The sequence below is a fragment of the Neobacillus sp. 19 genome (genome assembly GCF_049463095.1).
Classification (GTDB): domain Bacteria; phylum Bacillota; class Bacilli; order Bacillales; family Cytobacillaceae; genus Neobacillus.
The window spans coordinates 18,651-36,313 of sequence record NZ_JBMPZU010000078.1; the positions used below are offsets into that span (position 1 = coordinate 18,651).

Annotated in this window: 20 protein-coding genes; 4 read left to right on the top strand and 16 right to left on the bottom strand. The window is 39.3% G+C overall.

The window, feature by feature from the left end; translation table 11 throughout:
- The 6 genes from ACO1D1_RS23400 to ACO1D1_RS23425 form a co-directional block, all read right to left on the bottom strand.
- A complete protein-coding gene (locus tag ACO1D1_RS23400) occupies nucleotides 1-1,044 on the bottom strand; it encodes a HEAT repeat domain-containing protein (RefSeq protein ID WP_423337327.1) in 1,044 nt (347 codons plus the stop codon).
- A complete protein-coding gene (gene proC, locus ACO1D1_RS23405) occupies nucleotides 1,034-1,840 on the bottom strand; it encodes a pyrroline-5-carboxylate reductase (protein ID WP_149869153.1) in 807 nt (268 codons plus the stop codon). The genes ACO1D1_RS23400 and proC overlap by 11 nt, the downstream gene beginning before the upstream one ends.
- A 23-nt stretch (nucleotides 1,841-1,863) precedes the next feature.
- On the bottom strand, nucleotides 1,864-2,376 hold the full coding sequence (locus ACO1D1_RS23410) for a DUF3189 family protein (RefSeq protein WP_149869152.1): 513 nt from the start codon (nucleotides 2,374-2,376) through the stop codon (nucleotides 1,864-1,866).
- 186 nt (nucleotides 2,377-2,562) lie between these two features.
- The gene (locus tag ACO1D1_RS23415; protein WP_149869151.1) at nucleotides 2,563-2,733 is read right to left on the bottom strand and encodes a XapX domain-containing protein; all 171 of its coding nucleotides are present in this window, start codon (nucleotides 2,731-2,733) and stop codon (nucleotides 2,563-2,565) included.
- Between the two features lie 24 nt (nucleotides 2,734-2,757).
- Nucleotides 2,758-3,432 (bottom strand): deoxyribose-phosphate aldolase, encoded by a 675-nt coding sequence (gene deoC / locus ACO1D1_RS23420; RefSeq protein ID WP_149869150.1) that lies wholly within the window; start codon nucleotides 3,430-3,432, stop codon nucleotides 2,758-2,760.
- A gap of 154 nt (nucleotides 3,433-3,586) precedes the next feature.
- On the bottom strand, nucleotides 3,587-4,531 hold the full coding sequence (locus ACO1D1_RS23425) for a sugar-binding transcriptional regulator (protein ID WP_149869149.1): 945 nt from the start codon (nucleotides 4,529-4,531) through the stop codon (nucleotides 3,587-3,589).
- A gap of 286 nt (nucleotides 4,532-4,817) precedes the next feature.
- On the opposite strand from ACO1D1_RS23425, the gene ACO1D1_RS23430 reads away from it, so the two are divergent.
- Nucleotides 4,818-6,992 carry an MMPL family transporter gene (locus ACO1D1_RS23430; RefSeq protein ID WP_423337328.1) on the top strand — a complete coding sequence of 725 codons (2,175 nt, stop codon included), beginning with the start codon at nucleotides 4,818-4,820 and terminating at the stop codon, nucleotides 6,990-6,992.
- Between the two features lie 31 nt (nucleotides 6,993-7,023).
- Here the strand turns inward: ACO1D1_RS23430 and ACO1D1_RS23435 are convergent, their stop codons facing one another.
- From ACO1D1_RS23435 to ACO1D1_RS23460, 6 genes are read right to left on the bottom strand one after another with little or no spacing between them, the layout of a single operon-like run.
- Entirely contained in the window at nucleotides 7,024-7,365 is a 342-nt protein-coding gene (locus tag ACO1D1_RS23435) for a cupin domain-containing protein (RefSeq protein WP_423337329.1), read from the bottom strand.
- A gap of 23 nt (nucleotides 7,366-7,388) precedes the next feature.
- The gene (locus tag ACO1D1_RS23440; protein ID WP_149869146.1) at nucleotides 7,389-7,937 is read right to left on the bottom strand and encodes a 2-oxoacid:acceptor oxidoreductase family protein; all 549 of its coding nucleotides are present in this window, start codon (nucleotides 7,935-7,937) and stop codon (nucleotides 7,389-7,391) included.
- Nucleotides 7,938-7,940: 3 nt separating this feature from the next.
- Nucleotides 7,941-8,693: a thiamine pyrophosphate-dependent enzyme gene (locus tag ACO1D1_RS23445; protein ID WP_423337330.1), complete on the bottom strand. Its 753-nt coding sequence runs from the start codon at nucleotides 8,691-8,693 to the stop codon at nucleotides 7,941-7,943.
- Nucleotides 8,690-9,754 (bottom strand): 3-methyl-2-oxobutanoate dehydrogenase subunit VorB, encoded by a 1,065-nt coding sequence (locus ACO1D1_RS23450; RefSeq protein ID WP_423337331.1) that lies wholly within the window; start codon nucleotides 9,752-9,754, stop codon nucleotides 8,690-8,692. The genes ACO1D1_RS23445 and ACO1D1_RS23450 overlap by 4 nt, the downstream gene beginning before the upstream one ends.
- A gap of 19 nt (nucleotides 9,755-9,773) precedes the next feature.
- Nucleotides 9,774-10,004 carry a 4Fe-4S binding protein gene (locus ACO1D1_RS23455; protein WP_149869143.1) on the bottom strand — a complete coding sequence of 77 codons (231 nt, stop codon included), beginning with the start codon at nucleotides 10,002-10,004 and terminating at the stop codon, nucleotides 9,774-9,776.
- The gene (locus ACO1D1_RS23460; RefSeq protein WP_423337332.1) at nucleotides 9,982-10,689 is read right to left on the bottom strand and encodes a hypothetical protein; all 708 of its coding nucleotides are present in this window, start codon (nucleotides 10,687-10,689) and stop codon (nucleotides 9,982-9,984) included. The genes ACO1D1_RS23455 and ACO1D1_RS23460 overlap by 23 nt, the downstream gene beginning before the upstream one ends.
- A 192-nt stretch (nucleotides 10,690-10,881) precedes the next feature.
- Between ACO1D1_RS23460 and ACO1D1_RS23465 the strand changes: the two genes are divergently transcribed.
- The 3 genes from ACO1D1_RS23465 (at nucleotide 10,882) to ACO1D1_RS23475 (ending at nucleotide 13,748) form a co-directional block, all read left to right on the top strand.
- Nucleotides 10,882-12,000 carry a metallophosphoesterase gene (locus tag ACO1D1_RS23465; RefSeq protein WP_190284839.1) on the top strand — a complete coding sequence of 373 codons (1,119 nt, stop codon included), beginning with the start codon at nucleotides 10,882-10,884 and terminating at the stop codon, nucleotides 11,998-12,000.
- Nucleotides 12,001-12,178: 178 nt separating this feature from the next.
- Complete coding sequence (locus tag ACO1D1_RS23470; RefSeq protein ID WP_423337333.1) at nucleotides 12,179-13,459, top strand: ArsB/NhaD family transporter; 1,281 nt, start codon at nucleotides 12,179-12,181, stop codon at nucleotides 13,457-13,459.
- 7 nt (nucleotides 13,460-13,466) lie between these two features.
- The gene (locus ACO1D1_RS23475; protein ID WP_423337334.1) at nucleotides 13,467-13,748 is read left to right on the top strand and encodes a hypothetical protein; all 282 of its coding nucleotides are present in this window, start codon (nucleotides 13,467-13,469) and stop codon (nucleotides 13,746-13,748) included.
- Nucleotides 13,749-13,792: 44 nt separating this feature from the next.
- Here the strand turns inward: ACO1D1_RS23475 and larC are convergent, their stop codons facing one another.
- The 4 genes from larC to ACO1D1_RS23495 form a co-directional block, all read right to left on the bottom strand.
- Entirely contained in the window at nucleotides 13,793-14,284 is a 492-nt protein-coding gene (larC, locus tag ACO1D1_RS23480; RefSeq protein WP_423337335.1) for a nickel insertion protein, read from the bottom strand.
- 38 nt (nucleotides 14,285-14,322) lie between these two features.
- On the bottom strand, nucleotides 14,323-15,198 hold the full coding sequence (locus ACO1D1_RS23485; protein ID WP_423337336.1) for a LarC family nickel insertion protein: 876 nt from the start codon (nucleotides 15,196-15,198) through the stop codon (nucleotides 14,323-14,325).
- A complete protein-coding gene (gene larB / locus ACO1D1_RS23490; RefSeq protein ID WP_423337337.1) occupies nucleotides 15,179-15,955 on the bottom strand; it encodes a nickel pincer cofactor biosynthesis protein LarB in 777 nt (258 codons plus the stop codon). Before larB ends, ACO1D1_RS23485 begins: the two co-directional genes overlap by 20 nt.
- A gap of 105 nt (nucleotides 15,956-16,060) precedes the next feature.
- Entirely contained in the window at nucleotides 16,061-17,536 is a 1,476-nt protein-coding gene (locus ACO1D1_RS23495) for a gluconokinase (RefSeq protein WP_149869137.1), read from the bottom strand.
- Between the last annotated feature and the right edge of the window lie 127 nt (nucleotides 17,537-17,663).

Sequence of the window (17,663 nt, forward strand, 5' to 3'; positions counted from 1 at the left end):
TTAAACCCCTTTATGCAGCCATTCCCAGGCCATATCTTTTGCGAAAGCATCCTTAGATGTTTCTAATACCTTCCGTAAAACATCTTTCCCATTAGCAAATTGGCTAATAGACTGTCCTGCTTGGGAACGAACCCACCACGCCTGATCATGCAGGAGCTCAATTAATCTTGCCAAAGCTTTTTCTTCCTTTAATGATCCAACTAATTTTGCTGCAACCAGTCGTTCCTCCCATTTAGTAGAATATAGGAGGTCTAAATACGGATCAATATTTTTTACATAACCAATTTGCGCAACTGCTTTTAAAGCCCTTAGCTTGATTTCTCCTAAATAGCTGGAAATAATATTTTCAATGAACGGTAGATAGGTTAGCTCTCTTTTAATAGAGATTACTTCAAGAACGGCTTTCTGTAATGAGAGCTCCGCTTTATGGAAATAAAGAACTAATTGATCAAATTGATCAAATTGATGCTCATGTAAACGGAGTAAAATATGACGGTAATCATATTCAGTTAGATGCCGATATTTAGTCGTAAGCAAGTTCAATATTGATTCAAATTTAAATAAAGCCAAAATTCTCAAACTATGTACAAGCTCTTCATGGGAAAGCTGCTTCTTTTTCGTTAACAAATACACATCATCTAATAAAGAAATCATATGGAAATCCTCAATATGATAAAGGGTATTCATTCGTGTACTCCATTTTATGCTATTCAGTCTCTTCCGATAGTAATCAGATAAATACATTGAAGCTAATTCGGATAATCGTTCCTTTTCTTCTACCCCTTCTATTACTTTGATATAGCGGCTGAGAAGCTCTTCAAATGCCTTCTGCTGAAGGCCAGTCTCCGGCTTCAGTTTTCTGGAATAGGTGCCTTCTGTCAACATGCGATAAATATGAGGATTGTAGGTTTCTTTATAGTTTTCAATTTTTTCTCTATTCCTTAAATCGAGTGTTTTCCGTATGATTAAATATTTTAATAAAATAACCAAAATACATAAAATAGTAATAGTTAAGACGGAAAGGCTAAATAACTCATTTTTCAATATGTTTTACCTTCCTAGTACAGCTCTCCATTGCGGCCATAATTGCCCCCCGAAATTGCTTCTCCTCAAGAGTTGCCACTGCCTCTATAGTTGCGCCTCCAGGCGTGCAAACATGATCTTTCAGTTCTCCCGGATGTACACCTGTCTCAAGAACCATTTTCGCTGCACCTAAAACCGCCTGCGCAGCAAGCCGGTAAGCCTTGGCTCTGGGTATTCCCTGACGTACGCCCCCATCAGCCATTGCCTCTATTAACATGTAAACGTATGCCGGAGAGGAACCGCTTATAGAGGGTATGGCATCCATTAATTTTTCCTGCAAACGTTCGGTTTTTCCGAAGCAACTGAATAAAGTCTCCACTTCAGCTATCTCCGCTTCGCTAAGATAATCATTTGCACAAATTGCACTCATCCCTTCGCCAACCAATGAAGGGGTATTTGGCATAGTCCGGACAGCCTTTACTTGAAAGCCAAATGCTTGTTCAATATCCAGTAAGGTAATTCCTGCTGCAATAGTAACAAGGATTGCACTTTGTTTCATATCCTCTTTTATTTCTTCAATGACCGATAGATAAAGCTCCGGTTTCACCGCCAGGATTAAAATGTCTGCAAACCTAACAACATCTTTGTTATGTAAAGTTGTAAAAATCCCGTGGATCCGATCAATTTTATTAATTGTTTCCTCTGTTGCAGCACTTGCCATAATCTTTTCTTTCGGAATCATATTAGATGTTACAATCCCTTCAATCATGGCTTGAGCCATTTTCCCCGCTCCAATAAAACCTATTTTTTTATTCATTTTTGCTCAACACCCTACCTTTTCTACTTATACATTTCATTTTCTAATATAATGACATTTTCCGCAAAGGTTGTCCCCCCTATTTCTTTCGTATTTTCAACTAAACGATAAATATTATCACAGCAGCGTTTGGCACCTTTCACTAATAACGGTACACCAATCACATCAATTTTTAACCCTCTAGAGAAAAATCCCCCCATTGACATGGCAAATGGAACAGTCGGTGAGGTATTGGAAAAAACAATTTTTTCATTGAACTGATGTTTTTCTTGCAGTAATAAAACCATTTCTTTTAATGCTGGAATGACATATTTATTTCGTTTTCGTCCGATGGTGTAAACAGAATTTCCTTTGTCATCAACTCCGTGAAAAATCAACTTCCCAAAGTCTTCTTTTGCTAATTTATTGAAGTATTTCACATTCAATATTTCTTCTCGTGTAAGTTTCCGTTCAGATTGTGGAAGCTGTTTCAAATGATACGCCGCTGCTAATGAAGTAGTATGTGTCCCGCCATAATCATTATAAATATAAATCATAGTATCATTCCTTTTTAAAGATCTTAGTATATTATGTTCGTATATCCTTCCTTCAATTCTTAAGATAATCTCGAGCAGCAAAAGACAATAAAAGAGAAGCTACAATGTTGATAGCTTCTCTTTTTCATTCATATATTTAATTAAATCTTTAGGAAAAAAACTCATAAGGAACGCTTCGCCTAAGTATTAATGCTGGATTAACTTCATAATCCAATCAAGTACGACTCCGCCGAAATACACACCGAACACACCTACTACTGCCGAAAAAACCGGGGGTGCAGGCAATGGCAATTTTAAGAATTTAAACAGCATACCAACAACTAATCCAGCCACTAATGCCAGTAAAACTTCTTTCATTCGAGTTCCCTCACATTTAGATAATTAATAGTTACTTAATGAAAGCTCTCCATTTGCAATCGAAACACCAGAACTTGCACCAATTCGGGTTGCTCCTGCTTCGGCCATTGCCAATGCATCTTCACGGCTGCGAACACCACCCGATGCCTTCACACCAATTTCAGGGCCGACTGTCTGACGCATTAAACGGATATCCTCCACAGTTGCTCCACCTGTTGAAAATCCGGTTGATGTTTTCACAAAATCTGCTCCTGCTTTTACAGAAAGCTCACACGCTCTAACCTTTTCTTCATTCGTTAACAAGCAGGTTTCGATGATGACCTTTACTATTGCCTTGCCCTTTGCGGCTTCGACAACAGCACGGATATCTTTTTCAACTAAATCATCCTGCTGATCCTTTAATGCCGCAATATTAATAACCATATCGATCTCATCTGCGCCGTTTTCAATCGCATTGCTAGTTTCAAATGCCTTCGTTTCCGGTGTAGATGCACCCAATGGAAACCCAATAACAGTACACACTTTTACTTCTTCAGTGTCTTTCAGCATTTCTGCAGCTGTCTTAACCCAAGTTGGATTAACACAAACAGATGCAAATAAATATTGCTTTGCTTCCTCAACAATTTTTACAACTTCTTCACGAGTAGCATCAGCCTTTAATAATGTATGGTCAATCATTCTGACAATGTTTTGTGTCATTTTTAATATCCTCCCCATATAATACAAATTTATAAATTAGATTCAAGCTTCCTTTATCCAATGTAACTATATCAAATAACTTGAACATTTGTAAATACATTTATGAACAAATGTAAAAAACTAATTTAAAAAGTGCTCACTGCTGTGATGCCGGCTATTCCTTTTTATCAAGTAAAAATTTTGCTGTAAATTGATCTGTGATTAGCACATTCGCATATTTACCTTTTAATGCCCCATAAATTCCGTCAATTTTATTGGGTCCGCCTGCAACAACTATCGAATATTCCTTCTTTCTCAATTCATCAAGATTGACACCAAGGGTTCTTTCATTCAAGCTTTCATTACATATTTCACCATTCTTATCAAAAAAACGGGAACAAATATCACCTACTGCTTTTCCCTTAAGGGATTCCAAATCACTCTCAGTAAAATAGCCTAACTGAAATAATAAAGAGTCTGTTTTAATTGAACCAATGGTAAACAAGGCAATATTTGCTTGTCTTCCCAGCTCTAATATGTTTCGAATATGGCGGTCCACCTCCATCGCCTGCTTGACGACAACATGGTCGACAATAGCCGGTAATGGAAGGTGGTTTGGAGTAGTGTTATAGGCCTTGCCAAACAGGTACAATATTTCGGAAGCATATGTGTTCGTTTCGGCATAACTTACGCCTCCCTTTAATTGAACCACCTTCACGTTTTTCACAAATTTCTGTTGTAACTCAATCGCAATATGATAGAGAGTCGTTCCCCATGTCACTCCGATAATATCATCATCTTTCACAATGTCATTAAGGTAATGGGCAGCCTTTTCTCCCAAGTAATTTTTAATAATATGATTTTCATATTGAGGGATGGAAGCGATCACCGCTTTTTTTAAATTGAATTTTTCTTCTAATTGCACAGCCAAATTTTCAGCATCTTCTGTCGGATCCATGATATTAATCTGGACGATGCCGTCACTTTTCGCCTGCTGTAATAATCTTGATACAGTTGGGCGGGAAACCCCCAGCATCTTAGCAATCTCATTTTGGTTATAATCCAATAAATAATATAATTTAGCCGCTTCAATCACCTTGTTTAATTTTTCTCGATCCACTTAATCTCACCTGACATACGTTTATTTTTCTACATTGTATCAAAAAAGGAGCACCAATTCACAATATCTTTACATTTGTAAAATCTAATTTGAACATTTTTACCTTCTTTCCATTCCTTCCGTTAAAGTGAAGTGAATTTTCGTGTTGGATTAGGGGGAAAATTTAACGAATGATACCTCAATTTAGCCTCAAAAATGAAATAGTCACGAAAAAGTTATCCGAATCACTTGCATTCTTCTGTATACTGAAGGAAGGGAATCTGATTTCTTAAAGGAGGGGATATTTTTGGAGAAATTTGGAGGATACATTTACCGAAATCGGAAATGGGTGCTGATGATTTGGGTTATCATCATTTGTTTATGCGGGTTTTTCGCACTGAAATTACCCTCTGTTTTAAGCGGTAATGGCTTCGAATATAAAGGGGAATACAACGAGACAAGAAAACTTCTGGAAGAAAACTTTGGACATGCTAAATCATCAATTATCCTCGTCTTCGAAAAAGATCAATCAGTTAGTAACACTGATTTCAGGAAATTCATTAAGGTTACCATTGAAAAATTAGATGACTTTGATGGTGCAAAAAAAATCACCTCCCCTTTCGAACGGGAAGGAATGATTAAAGATCAAAATGCTTATGGACTCATTACTTTTGATAAAAAGGCAGAAAACCTTAGCAAAGAAATTGAAAAATTAAAGACTCTTCTCAAAAATAAACCTGGCTTAAAAGTCACTATGACCGGAGAGCCCATTATTGTTCAGGACTTAAATGTGGCAAGTCAAGAAGATTTAGCCAAAGCGGAGATGATTGGTCTGCCAATTGCCTTACTAGTTCTCGTCCTGGCTTTTGGCAGTCTTGTCGCGGCATCTCTGCCGCTTGTTATTGGGGTGGTCTCCATACTAGCAACAATGGGGACGGTATATTTTTTTAGTTATAGCGCTGATTTGACCATCTTTATTTTAAATATAGTCCCGATGATTGGCCTTGCGCTAAGCATTGATTTTGCTTTGTTATTTATCAATCGTTACAAAGAGGAGTTACAATCAAAATCAATCCGGGAATCCCTTGAAATTACAGTGGCAACCGCAGGACGGTCCATTATTTTTTCAGGACTTTGCGTATTTATTGGATTATCAGGGCTTTGGTTTATCAAAATTGATATTTTTCAAAATGTTGCTCTTGGCGGGATGATAGTAGTATTGATTTCTGCCTTATGTGCTTTAACCTTCCTTCCTGCCTTACTTGCCATTCTTGGAAAGAAGATTAACAAGCTAAGTGTCCTTAGAATATCTGATAAGCAAACGAGCATATGGCATAAATTTGCTAAGCTTGTGATGCGCCGTCCAGTCATAATGGCTGCCGCGGCACTTGCCATTCTGTTAGTTGGGCTCATACCGGTGAAGCAAATGGTGTTAGCAATTCCCGGAACAGATTCCCTACCTGCTAAATATCCTTCAAGAGTGGCATTAGAAACCTTTCAAGAACATTTTATTGCGGAGGAAAAGCGCGATGCGAAAAAAGTGACGGTTGTCCTCCAAACGAATGGTAAGGTTATTGAAAAAAACAACTTAGAAAAAGTGTCTAAGGTAATTGATAAACTTGAGAACGATCAGCTTGTGAATACAGTTGACTCACCCTTTTCAGCAACAGGGATAACGAATGTTGAACAGCTTTATCAGTTGCTTAATCATGGCAACATGACGATGACTGCTCCAATTACTGACTATTTTATCAGGGACAATCAAATGCTTCTCGAAGTGTATTTAAATACGGACGAACATTCCGCAAAAGCAAGACAGTGGGTTAGTGAATGGTCAGAAAAGGATATCGGAGTAAAGGCATCATTTGGAGGTCCAATTAAATTCGAGCAAGAAATTTTTGCAGAAATTTATCAAAAAGCCCCCTACGGATTATTATTAATTATGGTTTCTACCTTTATCATTCTCATGGCAGCATTCCGGTCCATTCTTATCCCAATAAAAGCTATATTAATGAATGTTTTAAGCCTCGGCTGCACATTCGGGATTGTCGTTTGGATATTCCAACAGGGTCATCTCGGTATAACACCTGTCGATATCGCCTTAATTTTGCCTGTATTTGTGTTCACTCTCGTGTTTGGACTCTCTATGGATTATGAGGTATTTCTTATTTCAAGGATTCAGGAGTTTTATATAAGGACCGGTAATAATAGTGAAGCGACCATTTCTGGTTTAACTTACACGAGTAAAATAATTACCTCTGCGGCGGCCATCATGATTGTGGTTACAGGGGCGTTTGCCTTCACAGGAGTAATGCCTGTCAAACAGCTGGGCGTAGGAATTGCCATCGCCATTTTCATTGATGCAACGATCGTGAGGATGGTTTTGGTTCCTGCTTTAATGAAACTGCTTGGTGATTGGAATTGGTGGTTTTTTGGCTATAAGAATAAACATCAGCAGGATAAAAGAAAGAAGCCGGCCTAATTCATATCAGGCTGGCTTCTTTCTTAAGTGGTTATATATTTTTTGCATATTGTTCGCTTGGGATTTTACTTAACACTACATACAAGCTTAGCGGTTCACTTCCGCTATTTTTAAAGGCCATTTCTTCTTCACTGTTAACATGTATAAGATCTGCTTCAGAAACTTCTGTCTCTAAACCATCAATCATAATCGTTCCGTTTCCTGTCACAACATATAGGTACACCTCTGTACCCGGATGTTTATGTGTTGGAAGCTGCTGCCCCGGTAAGAAGTTTAAGACAAATGCAGTTGTTTCACCTTTTTTATAAATAACTCTTTTTGTAAATTTCTCTTCACTATATTCCATATATGCTTTGACTGAATTTTTTTCCACTCTACATTCCTCCTTTTTTATTATTATGATTTACATACCCCAATTAAAGATGCACCCTTTTCCAGTGCCTGCTTATTAATCTCTAATAAATGATGTTTATCAGCTGATAGAACTTTCTTTAATGACTCAATAATGGACTCATTTGAAACAATTTTTCTGGACTCTAGAAATGCACCTAATAAAATCATATTGGCAACACGGGGATTTCCTAAGTCATTGGCTATGTCGGTTGCACGTATTTCGATTACCTTGATGTCCTTCCGCCCGGTTGCTTTGACAACCAATGAAGAATTGAGAATTAATATTCCTCCTGGTTGAACACGCGGCTCGAACTTATCAAATGAAGGATTATTCAATACAATTGCTGTTGATGGTCTTGATACAAGCGGAGAGCCAACAGGCCCATCACTGACAACAACAGCACAATTGGCTGTACCTCCCCGTTGTTCCGGACCATAGGAGGGAAGCCATGAAACACCCTTTCCTTCAAGCATCCCTGCATAGGCAATCAATTGTCCCATCGACATGACACCTTGCCCGCCGAAACCGGCAATGATTATCTCTTCATGCATCAGCTAGTTCACCCCCTCTTTGTTTTTATAAATACCAAGAGGATAGACAGGGACCATATTGTCCTTTATCCATTCAAGCGACTCCGCCGGGTCTAGTCCCCAGTTTGTTGGACATGTCGAGAGGACTTCAATCAAGGAAAAGCCTAATCCTTTTTTCTGTGTTTCAAATGCCTTTCTGATCGCTTTCTTTGCTTTTTGAACATGCTGAACATCATGGGTGGAAACCCGCTCAATATAGGCAGCACCATCAAGTGTTGCGATCATTTCACATACTTTAATGGGTGAACCTTGTATACCGGCATCCCTGCCGAATGGGGTGGTTGCCGTTTTTTGACCAATCAGTGTCGTAGGGGCCATTTGTCCACCTGTCATCCCATAAATGGCATTATTAACAAAGATAACGGTGATATTCTCCCCTCTTGCCGCAGCATGAATGACTTCACTGATTCCGATTGAAGCGAGGTCCCCGTCCCCTTGGTACGTAAAAACAAAGCGATCAGGCAACACCCGTTTCACTCCTGTTGCGACTGCAGGAGCACGCCCATGTGCTGCCTGTGTCATATCACAATTAAAATACTCATACGATAACACCGAACATCCTACCGATGCGACCCCAATCGAATCTTCTAAAATATCCATTTCTTCTAATACTTCACCAACAAGACGGTGAATCACGCCGTGCGTACAGCCTGGACAATAATGTGTTGGTTTGTCGGTCAGACCGCTAGCTTTTTTAAAGACTGTCTTCATTGTCATACCGTTGCACCCCCGGCGGCAGACATAATCTTATCGTAGATTTCCTCTTGTGCAGGAACAACCCCGCCTGTTCTGCCATAGAAGTCTACAGGTGCGTGCCCATTCACAGCAAGTCTAACATCTTCTACCATTTGGCCTGCGCTCATTTCAACAGATATATAGGACTTAACTTGGTCTCTTGTTTCAATAAAGGGCTTTTCAGGAAATGGCCAAAGGGAAATAGGTCTAATCATTCCAACCTTGATCCCATTCTGTCTTGCTTTAGTAATGGCATTCATAGTGATCCGAGCAACCGTGCCGAAAGCAACCATTATGTAATCTGCATCATCGATTTGATATGTTTCATATCGAACTTCTTTTTCTTTCATCAAAGCAAATTTCTGCTGCAGATGAATGTTTCGCTTTTCTAAACTTTCTGCATCGAGTTCAAGTGAGGTAATAATTTTGGGACCGCCGTCGCCGCGAGTGCCTGTTGTCGCCCATTCCTTCTTCAACCATTCCGTTTCCCGACATACTCCAAATTCCACCGGCTCCATCATTTGCCCCAGCATGCCATCTCCCATTAAAATCACTGGCGTTCTGTAACGGTCTGCAATGTCAAAAGCATCCTGTGTCAATTCCACAATTTCTTGTAAACTTGCCGGCGCTAAAACAGGGATATTGTAATCCCCATGTCCGCCGCCTTTGGTGGCTTGGAAATAATCTGATTGGGCAGGCTGAATATTCCCAAGTCCCGGTCCCCCGCGAACAATATTACAAATCACAGCCGGAAGCTCTGACCCGACTAGATAGGAAATCCCCTCTTGCTTCAAGCTGAACCCAGGGCTTGAGGAGGAAGTCATGACCCTTACTCCGGTACTTGCTGCACCATACACCATATTAATTGCCGCTATTTCACTCTCAGCCTGTAAAAATAATCCTCCAGCTTCAGGAAGTCTTCTTGCCATATAGGCGACAAGTTCACTTTGTGGTGTAATCGGGTAGCCAAAAAAATACTTACACCCTGCATGTACTGCAGCCTCTGCAATGACTTCATTTCCTTTCATTAATACTTTCACCATGAGAATAACTCCCTTCACATTACACTGTTTGCAAAATTTTTACCGGCCTATATACGGCAATTACAGCATCCGGGCAAACTTGGGCACACTTTGCACAACTTATACAATTTTCTTGATTTATAACAGTTGCCGGCCGGTAGCCCTTCCCATTTAAATAATCTGCCAGATAAATTATGTTAGTTGGGCATACATGAACACATAAACTGCATGACTTACAAATCTCTTCATTAAAAATTACTCTTTTCTCCATGTGAATGCTCCTTTTCCCAAGGTAGTTTCATATACCGTTGAATAAAAACAACTTCATGGCGGCTAGAAAAGTTTTCTGCAACTCTCTTCAAATGGCTTGAAATGGTGGTATACAAAACAGGAACTTCCAGCTTTTCTGCCAAGCGGCAGCTCAATTCATACCCTTTTTCAATATCTCTTATGGTTGTCTCCAAGCCAATATTTGCGTTATTAATAATGCCGTTTACCTTTAGACGAGAGACCTTTTCAATCTGTCCGACCGTGTCAAGAGCTCCCTCCAATGTGCTGACATATGGCCGGTTCCCATTTAGAACAAAAAGTAATTCCGGTCTTAAATCCTTCCATTCATGATAGTATTGTCCTAGAGCCGTTGCCCCGTCTTGATCTCCACCGGCATCAATAATGAATCGATATCTACGGTCATGCAGGATACGATAGATTTCACCGGACACGATCGGCAGATCCGCTGCCGCCAAATGATCCTTTGGTGCAATTAATTCAACATCATGTTGCTGCAGAATCCTCGCAATATCCCGTGTACGAAAATATGGGTTTACAATATCTAAATCATTTATGGCTACCTTTTCGTGTGTTAATCTTTCAGTTAATGCAAGATTAATGGCAACTTCCGTTTTTCCACTTCCGAAGTGACCGGTCATGATGGTTATCTTATTTTTCGAATTCAAAATTTTGTCACTTCCCCCTTGTTATGTATGAGTTTCCATGACGCGCTTGAAAATTATTCCACCTCTATTATAAAACACAATGTGTCTATACCGCCTTGAATAAAGTCACACTTCACTGAATTGTAATAAATTATCAAGAATAACAAACACTAAGCTTACCTTGGTTTAAGAATAGGTTGGGGGGTAATCTTAGTGGACAAAAAAAGAATTCCTTTATTACTAATCCTTCTCACACTATTTTGGCTTTCTAGTTCTTTCTTTTCAAATGCAGCAGAAACCATTCCTAAATACGAAGGATTGGTTGATTTACGCATTCTTGAAACAACCGATTTACATGCAGATTTAGTCAATTATGATTATTATCAAACAAAAACAGACAACCGAATTGGCCTTGTCAAAACCGCGGAACTTATACGTGAGGCTAGGAAAGAAGTGAAAAATTCCTTATTGTTTGATGATGGTGATCATTTAAAGGGAAATCCACTCGGGGAATATCTAGCCAGAATTAGGGGCATGCATAAAGGAAAAACACACCCGGTATATCGTGCCTTCAACTACTTACGATATGATGCCATTGCCATTGGAAATCATGAGTTTAACTATGGGTTAGAGTTTTTAAATGCAGCTTTGAAGGGTTTAAAGATGCCGGCATTAAATGCCAATGTATATTCGGTCAAAAAAAATAAACCGTATTTTACTCCTTATGTCATTTTGAGAAGAAATCTGGTGGATCAAAGCGGCAGACTGCACGAACTAAAAATTGGTGTAATTGCGCTCATGCCAACCCAAATAATGAAATGGGATAAAGCAAATCTTGAAGGTAAAGTGATAGCTAAACCTATGGTAGAAACTGCGAAGGAATTTGTACCGTTGATGAAGAAAGAAGGAGCGGATATTATTATTGCCCTTGCCCATACAGGCATTAGCAGCGAAACGTATAACCCTGATACCGAAAATGCGGTCTATTATTTGACAAAAATACCTGAGATTGATGCTATTTTGGCCGGACATTCTCATAGTGTCTTCCCCGGCCCAGTTTACACTAACTTACCAAATACAAAAATGGAAACGGGACAAATCAATGGCAAGCCGGTTGTGATGGCAGGTGCCTTTGGTAACCATCTCGGAATTATTGACCTTCAGCTTTCGGTAACGGAAGGAGAATGGAAGGTTTTAAGAAGCACTTCATTTACAAGGCCAATCGTAGATGAGAATGGCCATTCACTTGTAAAAAAAGACAAGAAATTATATAACCTGATTAAACCCGAGCACGAGGAAACAGTGGATTTTATAAAAAAATTAGGATTATGATGGGCTAAAGCTCTCCTCTGTTTATTTATCGACACAATTTTCAGATTTCCACTTTACATCTCAAGAATAGTCTTATAAAATTAAGTATAAAATACATATGCTGAACATAGGCGGAGTCTGTCAATCGGGCTCCTTTTTTCGATGATATGTATAAAAACTTGGGAGAAGAGGTCGATATATGTCAACACAAGCAATCATCGCAATTGGTGTATTTCTCGTTACCTACGCTTTTATTGTCACGGAAAAGATACACCGTACTATCATCGCAATGGCCGGCGGAATCATGATGGTAATCCTCGGAATTGTCGGTCAAGAAAAAGCATTACACCATATCGATTTTAATACACTGGGTTTGCTGACTGGAATGATGATTATAGTTGCCATCACAGCTGAAACAGGCTTGTTTAAATTCATAGCCATTTGGGCTGCAAAAAAAGTGAAAGGTGATCCCTTAAAAATTTTACTCGTCCTTGGAGTTATTACCGCACTAGGATCAGCTTTTTTAGATAATGTCACAACTGTTCTATTAATGGTGCCTGTAACCTTCAGTATTACAAGGCAATTACGAGTAAACCCAATACCATTTTTAATCACTGAAATCATTGCATCGAATATTGGAGGAACCTCTACACTTATCGGTGACCCACCTAATATCATGCTTGGAAGTGCTGTTAAAGAACTAACCTTTATGGCATTTATCAATAACCTTACTGCTATTTCATTTTTTATCTTATTTGTTAATATCGCAATCCTGGCTTTCATCTATCGGAAGCAGCTCCGGACATCTTCCGAATTAAAAGCAGCATTAATGGACATGGATGAAAAGGAAGAAATTACAGACAAAACTCTCTTAACTAAGTCATTAATTGCTCTTACTATTACCATAGCAGGGTTCTTCCTGCATCAGCTGCTACATATTGAATCGGCGACTGTCGCATTAACTGGAGCATTTCTGTTACTTCTATTAACAGGCGAAGAATATTTGGATAAAGCCTTTTTAAAAGTGGAATGGACAACCATTTTCTTCTTCATTGGGCTATTTGTACTCGTATCCGGATTGATTGAAACCGGTGTCATTTCGTTATTAGCCGATTATTCCGTCCATTTAACTGGTGGAGATGTGACTTCTACATCGCTTCTCATTCTTTGGGTGAGCGCCATTGCATCTGCATTTATTGATAATATACCGTTTGTTGCCACTATGATCCCAATGATCAAAGATATGGGTGAACTAGGCATAAATAATTTAGAACCGCTTTGGTGGAGTCTCTCTCTTGGTGCCTGTCTTGGCGGCAATGGAACTTTAATAGGTGCTAGTGCCAATGTCATCGTTGCAGGGCTTGCCGCAAAAGAAGGACATCATATTTCATTTGGAAAATTCTTGTTAATCGCCTTTCCATTAATGATTCTTTCGATCATCATCTGTACGGTTTATATTTATTTAAGATATTTAATCTAGGGGGGCTATGATGAAGGTCACTTATAAATATGACGAAAATGTTCTAGGGATTAAGGAATCAGCCAACGGGGATGATATTGAATTCTCGATTACATTATTAAATAGTGAGTTAAAGAAAAACATGAAAAAAGTTCGTGATTTTTTTGATGAAAATAAGGTCCTAACCGATATCCATTACTACCTTCACCCTAATAACAAGTACCAGGTGATTGTCAGAAGCGATTTTTATAATGAATTTTTAATCCAATTATTTAAGCAGCAGCTTTTAACAGAAATAGCTTGGGTATAAAAGAATGAGCTGCATAGCATAATGCTAAGCAGCTCATTTTTTTATCATCTTTTATCATCTGTCTGGTTATCTTGTCCCATTGCCTTCCAAACCTGTGCATAGACTTGCTTTAAAGGGATTTTATGATACTCGGCAATCTTTTTACATTCCTCATACTCGGGGGCTCTTTGCACAACTTGCCCTTCAAAAATCCCCTCTTTTATGGTTACCATTCCCCATTCAGTAGGGACTCTTCGAAATATTCTTTCTAAACGATGAACAGTTATCGGATAATAGCGAACACCAAGTGTCGTGGTTTCCTTAAAGAGAATCTCTTTTATTCTATTAATATTTTTCTGAGAGCAAAGCAATTGAAGTAATACAGCCGGTCTATTTTTTTTCATAAAAATGGGCGTATAAAATACATCATTTGCCCCTGCATCAAATAGCAAATCCATGACGTAGCCAAGCCATTCACCTGGTATATCATCTAAATTCACTTCCATTTTGACCATTTGGTCATCGAAATGTTCATGATTAGGAGGATGTGACACCACTTGTAAGGCCCCTTTCATATATTTTATGGAGGGAATACTTATTCACCGATGATAACACGAAGGACATTTGGATGATTTTTAAACGTTTTTGTTCCTGCCCCGTAGCCAATTGACTTAATTCTCATAGATGGTATGGAACAAAATTCTTCTGCGAGTACAGCGACGATTGCTGCACCAGTTGGTGTTGTCAGCTCTGCTTTAACATCGGATTGTTCTATCGGTACCCCTTTTAATATTTCTAGGGTTGCTGGTGCAGGTACCGGATAGAGACCATGGTCAATTTGAATTTTCCCTTTTCCAAGAGGAATCGGCGATGATTTGATGACCTCGACACCTAATTGATCAATCAAGATAGCCGCACCAATAATATCTATGATTGAATCAACAGCACCTACTTCATGAAAATGGACCTTTTCTAACGGAATACCGTGAATATGCCCTTCAGCTTCACCAATTCGTTTAAATATTTTTAAGGCTGTTTCCTTTACTGATTCAGAAAAACCGGCCTCCTCAATCAACGCAACGATATCTTTATAGGCACGATGATCGTGATGATGGTGATGGCCGTGATTGTGGATATGATCATGGCTATGTCCTTGGTTATGTTCATGATGGTGACTATGCTCATGTTCATGGGTATGACTATGCTGGTGTTTATGCTCATGTTCATGCATCTGTTCGTGGTCATGATGGCTATGTATATGAATAGAATCATTAAGCAGATCGACATCAAACTTCGTACTGGTAATACCATTCTTTACAAGCTTTTTCCATTTCAATTCATATTCGTCTTCAATTTGGAGCTTTTTTAGTTCTTCTACTAACCGATTCGGATCGGCTCCTGCATCGATTAGCGCCCCAATGACCATATCTCCGCTAATACCGGAAAAACAATCAAAATAAAGTGTCCTCATTATTTTCCCCCGCCCCTTTTTGTGCTAGTTGATGAATTAAGACCGCGTTATACCCCCCGCCAAAACCATTGTCGATATTAACAACACTAATTCCGGATGCACAAGAGTTTAACATCGTAAGCAACGCAGATAAGCCATTAAAATTCGCGCCATAACCAATGCTTGTTGGAACAGCGATAACTGGATGGGAAACAAGCCCACCCACTACACTTGGAAGAGCTCCCTCCATTCCTGCTACAACAACAGACACAGTTGCATTTTGAATTTCCTCGGCATGACTTAGTAAGCGATGAATCCCAGCAACACCAACGTCATAGATACGATGCACCTTGCTGCCCAAAACTTCTGCAGTCACTGCCGCTTCTTCTGCAACAGGTAAATCAGAGGTACCTGCAGCAACAACGGCAATGTATCCTTCTGAGGTTTTCCTAACTGCGTTCTCCTTCTTCCAAAAAAGAATCCTTGCCGTTTCACTATACGTTAGGTCAGGAAGAGTATTCAGGATATTTTCAGCTTTTTCTTTCGTGACTCTAGTAACAAGGATCTCGTTATTTCGTGCCCTTATAGCCTGAACAATCGAAATGATTTGCGGAGCTGTCTTGCCTTCCCCATACACCACCTCTGCGAAGCCTTGCCTTTTTTTTCGATGGTGGTCAACTTTTGCAAACCCCAAATTTTCAAACGTTGCCAATTGTTCTTTCGCTTCAGTTATACTAAGGGTTCCATTTTGAACTTGCTTCAAAATTTCCTCAAGCATTCGCTCTCCCCCTTTATTTAGAAATAAGAAAGTATAAATTTTGACCTTAAGAAATGTCCAGCTCCAGGCCATACGCCGATGACCATGGCGCTTGCGCTTTTCCTATTAAATAAAATACTTCACCATATCAGCAGCTAAGCTTTCATAGTTCGCATAAATTTTCTTATATTTTTCACTGTTTTCCTTATTCGGAATAGTAGCTTTTCCCATCGGGATATTCTTTTTAATTTCTTCAAATGAATCAACCTTTTTGATGGCCACTAATGCAGTCCAAGCCGCTCCCCATGCTGCACTATGGTGACTTTCTGAAACATAAATTTCTGCTTCAAAAACATCTGCCATCATTTGCAGCCATATTGGCGATCTTGCCAAACCGCCGTTTACATAAACTTTTTGCGGCTCGCCAGCTAACTGCTCCAAAGCCTTTCCAATTTGATAGAGATTAAATGTAACTCCTTCAAGTACAGCACGAATAAAATGTTCTTTTTTATGTGTAATGGACACACCATAAAAATTTCCTTTTGCTTTTTGGTTCCAAATTGGAGCTCTTTCTCCATTTATATACGGAAGAAAAAGCAACCCATCTGAACCTGGAGCAGCCTGGTCTGCGTCAGAAAGAAATTCTGTAAAACTTCTTTGGTCGTTCAGAAGATCCTTTAACCATTGCAGGGCAATGCCACCATTATTTGTCGGTCCTCCAATAATGGAAGATTCCTCGGTAAAGGAATAACAAAACGTTTCCTGTTTCTCGCTTATCTTAACACCCTGTGTAACTTGCCTTATGGCACCGCTTGTCCCTACTGAAACAGCCACTTCACCGGGAAGAATCGCTCCATTTCCCAAATTCGCCAATTGGCCATCTGCCGCACCAATCACTACTGGCATGTCCGGGTTAATACCCATTGCTTCCGCTATCTCATGGTTAATTCCTGTTAATATTTTTGTAGGAGGAACAATTTCGGAAAGCTGATTTTCTGTTATACCCGTAAGTTCTAACAATTCTTGCTCCCACTTGTGTGTTGTTGGATTAAATAATCCTGTTGCAGATGCCATCGAATAATCAATGACTCTTTGGTTAAACCAGCAATGGATTAAATACTCCTTAATGGACATAAAATAGGCTGCCCGTTTATAAGGTTCATACTCAACCTCTTTCATCCACAAAAGTTTAACAAACGGTGTCATGGGGTGGATCGGTGTTCCTGTCTTGCTGTAAACTCTGGTTCCGATTGTATTTATGATTTCTTCAGACTGTTTAAAGCTTCGCCCGTCAGCCCAAATAAGTGCAGGGGAAATTGGCATACCCTCTTCATTAACACATAGAAGGGAATGCATCGCAGCAGAAAAACCAAGTGAAACTATTTCATCCTTTCCAGCAGCTGCATTGTCTATGGCTTCCCTAATCGCTATGATTGCAGACTGTTCAATTTCCATAGGATTCTGCTCCACCCACCCCTGCTGCGGGTATTCTGAAGTAATCATCTTCTCTACGTCTGCTACTAATTTCCCATGTAAATCAAATATGCATGCTTTAACGCTTGTTGTACCAACATCAAGCCCGATTACTAACTCTCTTGCCATCCTTCATCTTCCTTTTCAGATAACTATATGTAATGTTGTCATTATGATTATCTTTTTTTGCGTTTTCTAATCTTTAAACAAAAAGGCTTTGGAGCATTCCAAAGCCTTTTCGTTTATCAAGGACTAA